3 protein-coding genes are annotated in these 4,105 nt (G+C 43.5%); all 3 read left to right on the forward strand.

The genetic code is table 11. The features are described 5' to 3' along the window. Nucleotides 1-261 precede the first annotated feature (261 nt). Nucleotides 262-2,178, forward strand: a complete 1,917-nt coding sequence (locus AACQ17_RS07005; RefSeq protein ID WP_170935152.1) for a bifunctional 5-dehydro-2-deoxygluconokinase/5-dehydro-2-deoxyphosphogluconate aldolase — start codon at nt 262-264, stop codon at nt 2,176-2,178. A gap of 21 nt (nt 2,179-2,199) precedes the next feature. Then, on the forward strand, nt 2,200-3,090 hold the full coding sequence (gene iolE, locus AACQ17_RS07010) for a myo-inosose-2 dehydratase (RefSeq protein ID WP_026027993.1): 891 nt from the start codon (nt 2,200-2,202) through the stop codon (nt 3,088-3,090). Nucleotides 3,091-3,172: 82 nt separating this feature from the next. After that, nucleotides 3,173-3,949 (forward strand): sulfite exporter TauE/SafE family protein, encoded by a 777-nt coding sequence (locus AACQ17_RS07015; protein WP_013856824.1) that lies wholly within the window; start codon nt 3,173-3,175, stop codon nt 3,947-3,949. The last annotated feature ends 156 nt before the right edge of the window (nt 3,950-4,105 follow it).

Below are 4,105 nucleotides of genomic sequence, written 5' to 3' on the forward strand. Positions count from 1 at the left end.
ATGTGGTGGGCTTTTTCACTTCCACTTTTCTTTTTTTTGTTTTGAAATATTAATTCCATTTTTTTATTTTTGTAAATAAAAATTCCATTACGATCACATAATGAAATATTACGGTAATTTTCCATTGAAAATGAAACAAATATTCCTTATAAGTGGTATTGTGAAATGACTGTGCAATAGATTGTAACACGGCAAGAACTGTCTTATCCCCCTAAGGGGAAAGAGGACTTGTTTAGCACTGAGGTACTTAAGGAGCGAACGGTGAGTACAGAAAAGAATTTAGATGTGATTTGCATGGGACGAATTGCGGTTGATCTTTATGGACAGCAAATCGGTGCCCGCTTAGAAGATATGAGCTCTTTTAGTAAATATTTGGGTGGTTCATCGGGTAACGTGGCTTATGGTACCGCAGTTCAGGGGCTAAAATCCTCCATGCTGGCCCGGGTTGGTGACGAACACATGGGCCGTTTTTTACGTGAAGAACTACAACGAGTCGGCTGTGACACCAGCCATTTACTGACAGATAAAGATCGACTAACTGGGCTTGTGATCCTCGGTATTAAAGATGAAGAAACCTTCCCACTGATTTTCTATCGTGAAAACTGCGCTGATATGGCGATCAGCAAGGAAGATTTCAGTGAAGAGTACATTGCCTCTGCACGTTGTTTGGCAATCACCGGAACGCATCTTTCTCACCCTAAAACACGAGAAGCGGTGTTGACGGCATTGAAATATGCTCGTCGCAATGGTGTTAAAACTGCCTTAGATATTGATTATCGGCCGGTGTTGTGGGGGCTCACCTCTTTAGGCGATGGTGAAACTCGTTTTATTGAATCAGAAAAAGTTACCGAGCAACTGCAAGAGGTATTAGGTCTTTTTGACCTGATAGTTGGGACTGAAGAAGAGTTTCATATCTGCGGCGGTTCAACGGATACCATTCAAGCGTTAAAAGCCGTTCGTGAAGTTTCTCAGGCTGAGTTGGTGTGTAAACGAGGGGCGTTAGGTTGCTCCGTATTTACGGATGTTATTCCCGAAACTCTTGATCAAGGAATCACCGTTTATGGCGTTCGAGTGGATGTGTTGAACGTATTAGGAGCAGGCGATGCCTTTATGTCGGGCTTATTGCGTGGCTACTTAAATGGTGAAGGTTGGGAAAAAGCGTGTGCTTATGCCAATGCTTGTGGCGCGTTAGTGGTTTCTCGTCATGGCTGTGCTCCAGCGATGCCAACGAAAGCCGAACTGGACAATTACTTACTACGGGCTCAGCAAGTGAAGCGTCCTGATCTCGATAGTGAGCTTAATCATCTCCATCGTGTCACCACGCGAAAATCCTCAACACGAGATGAGCTCTGTGTGATGGCGTTTGATCACCGAATCCAATTTATTGATATGGCACGCCAAGTTGGAGCGGGCATTGCTCGTATTAAACCACTGAAGAAACTGATTTTACAAGCAAGCCGAGAAGTCGCCGTTGAAGCGGGATTGGAAAAAGGCCAAGCCGGGTTATTATGTGATAGCTCCTTTGGTCAAGATGTATTAAATGCTATTACTGGACAGGGCTGGTGGATTGCACGACCAATTGAATTACCGGGTTCACGTCCGTTGAAACTAGAGCATGGCAATATTGGCTCACAACTCGTCAGTTGGCCGCTTGAACATATCGTGAAATGTCTGGTGTTCTTTAACCCAGAAGATGATCACACGGTGCGTTTACAACAAGAACATCAAATTCAAGAAGTGTATCAAGCCTGTTGCCAATCTGGGCATGAGCTGTTACTCGAAGTGATTTTACCCGCAGGCATTGAAAAAGAAGATGCCCTCTATCTACGAGCGATGAAACGCTTTTATAACCTAGGCATAAAACCAGATTGGTGGAAGCTTCCTCCATTAGATAAAGCGAGCTGGCAGGCGATCTCGACGTTGATTGAAGAACGAGACGCTTATTGTCAAGGAGTCGTTATTTTGGGCTTAGATGCTTCGCAAGCAGAATTACAGCATAGTTTTTCACAAACAGCAGGACAAAACATCGTGAAAGGGTTTGCTGTTGGTCGCACGTTATTTGGAGAGCCCTCACGTGCGTGGTTAGCCGGTCAAATGGATGACCAAACTCTGATTCATGCCGTGAAAGAAAATTATCACAACTTAATCACACTATGGCGTCAACGCGGCGAAAAATAGTGCAATAAAAGGAGACTTTTGATGAGTGTTCAACTAGGTATTAACCCACTCACGTGGACTAATGACGATATGCCAACACTGGGAGCCGAAACATCGCTAGAAACCTGTTTAAGTGAAGGAAAACAAGCAGGGTTTGCAGGTTTTGAGCTGGGGAATAAATTTCCACGTCAGGCGAGTGTGTTAGGCCCAATTCTCGCTAACCATGATCTGAAACTGGTCTCTGGTTGGTATTCCATGGAACTCTTGACTCGTAGTGTGGAAGAGGAAATTGAAGCGGTACAAGAACACCTGACCTTATTGCGTGAACTTGGCGCAACAGTGATGGTCGCTTGTGAAGTGACAAACTGTATTCATGGTGCAAAAGAGACACCGGTTCACTTACGCCCTCTGTTTCCCGCTGATCGTTGGGAAGAGTATGGTCGTAAGCTAACAGAGTTTGCTCAATACACACAAAGTCAAGGTGTCCAGATCGCTTACCACCATCATATGGGAACGGTGATTGAAACCGCGCAAGATATTGATAACTTGATGAAGAACACTGGTCCTGAAGTTGGCTTACTATTAGACACTGGTCATCTGACGTTTGCAGGCGAAGATCCGGTAAAAGTTGCGCAATGCTGGGCTGAGCGAATTAACCATGTGCATTGCAAAGACATTCGAAAAGACGTACTTGCCGATGTGAAAAATCGCAAATTAAGCTTCTTGGATTCTGTTCTAGAAGGTGTTTACACCGTACCGGGTGATGGTTGTATTGATTACCCCGCGGTATTTAATGTGCTGAAAACGGTCAATTATACAGGGTGGCTTGTGGTTGAAGCTGAGCAAGATCCTGCGATTGCTCACCCGTTGACTTATGCCACATTGGGCTACAACAACTTATCTAAATTTGCCAAAGAAGCTGGGCTTTTATAGCGCCAATTCTTTGAGTAAATAGCTAACCGCTTATTCCTGATAGCGCCTTTTTAGGCGCTTTTTTAGCAAAAAAGAGCACAGAATGATCATCAGCGATCCGTGGTTTTATGTGACCGCTATTCCTGCGGTACTGATTTTTGGTATTGGTAAAGGCGGGTTAGGCGGCGCGTTAGGTGTTGTTGCCGTTCCTTTGATGTCTTTGAGCGTCTCGTCCACACAGGCGGCAGCGATTCTATTACCAATTTTATGTGTGATGGATGGGTTTGCCGTGAAACAACATTATAGGCATGTTGATACAATGCTGCTGCGTAAAATGTTACCGGGAGCAGTATTGGGAGTTGCAATTGCCGGAATGGTAATGTCGTACAGTTCAGAAAATTGGCTGAAAATAGTGGTAGGCAGCTTATGCTTGCTCTTTTGTGGGCACTATTTTTTTACGCTGTTTGTGATGGGGAAAAAGAAGCTGAATCCCACCTCAAAATACGATCGTTTATTGGCTTTTTTCTGGTCAGGGCTAAGTGGTTTTTCTAGCACAACCATACATGCCGGTGGTGGTCCTGCGAGCATCTATTTGCTGCCACTCAAATTAGACAAAGTGACCCTAATTGCAACTATGGCGGTTTTTTTTTCTGTAGTGAATGTATTTAAATTGTTTCCTTTTTATCTGCTTGGTCAATTTGACAGCTCGAATTTAATGACAGCCCTTATTTTGATACCACTTGCGCCAATCGGCGTGAAGCTTGGGGTAGGGATTCTTTATCGTGTTAGTCAAGAAACGATCTACCATGCTTGCTATTTGCTGTTGTTCATCTCTGGGACAAAACTCTTCGCCACTGGTATCTACTCTGTTTTGGGTTAAGCTAACGGCATTTTTTATATGTACCAAATGAAATTAATATTTCACTAAAACTCGATGATCTTGGCTACTTACGGTTAAATTCAAATAATGCCGCATAAAAACGAAATATAAAAATCATATTGATTGAAAATGAAATTTTAATTCTATATGATGGGT

Origin of the sequence: Vibrio sp. V10_P2A27P122 (assembly GCF_963874335.1) — a bacterium.
In the GTDB taxonomy this organism is placed as follows: Bacteria; Pseudomonadota; Gammaproteobacteria; order Enterobacterales; family Vibrionaceae; genus Vibrio; species Vibrio anguillarum.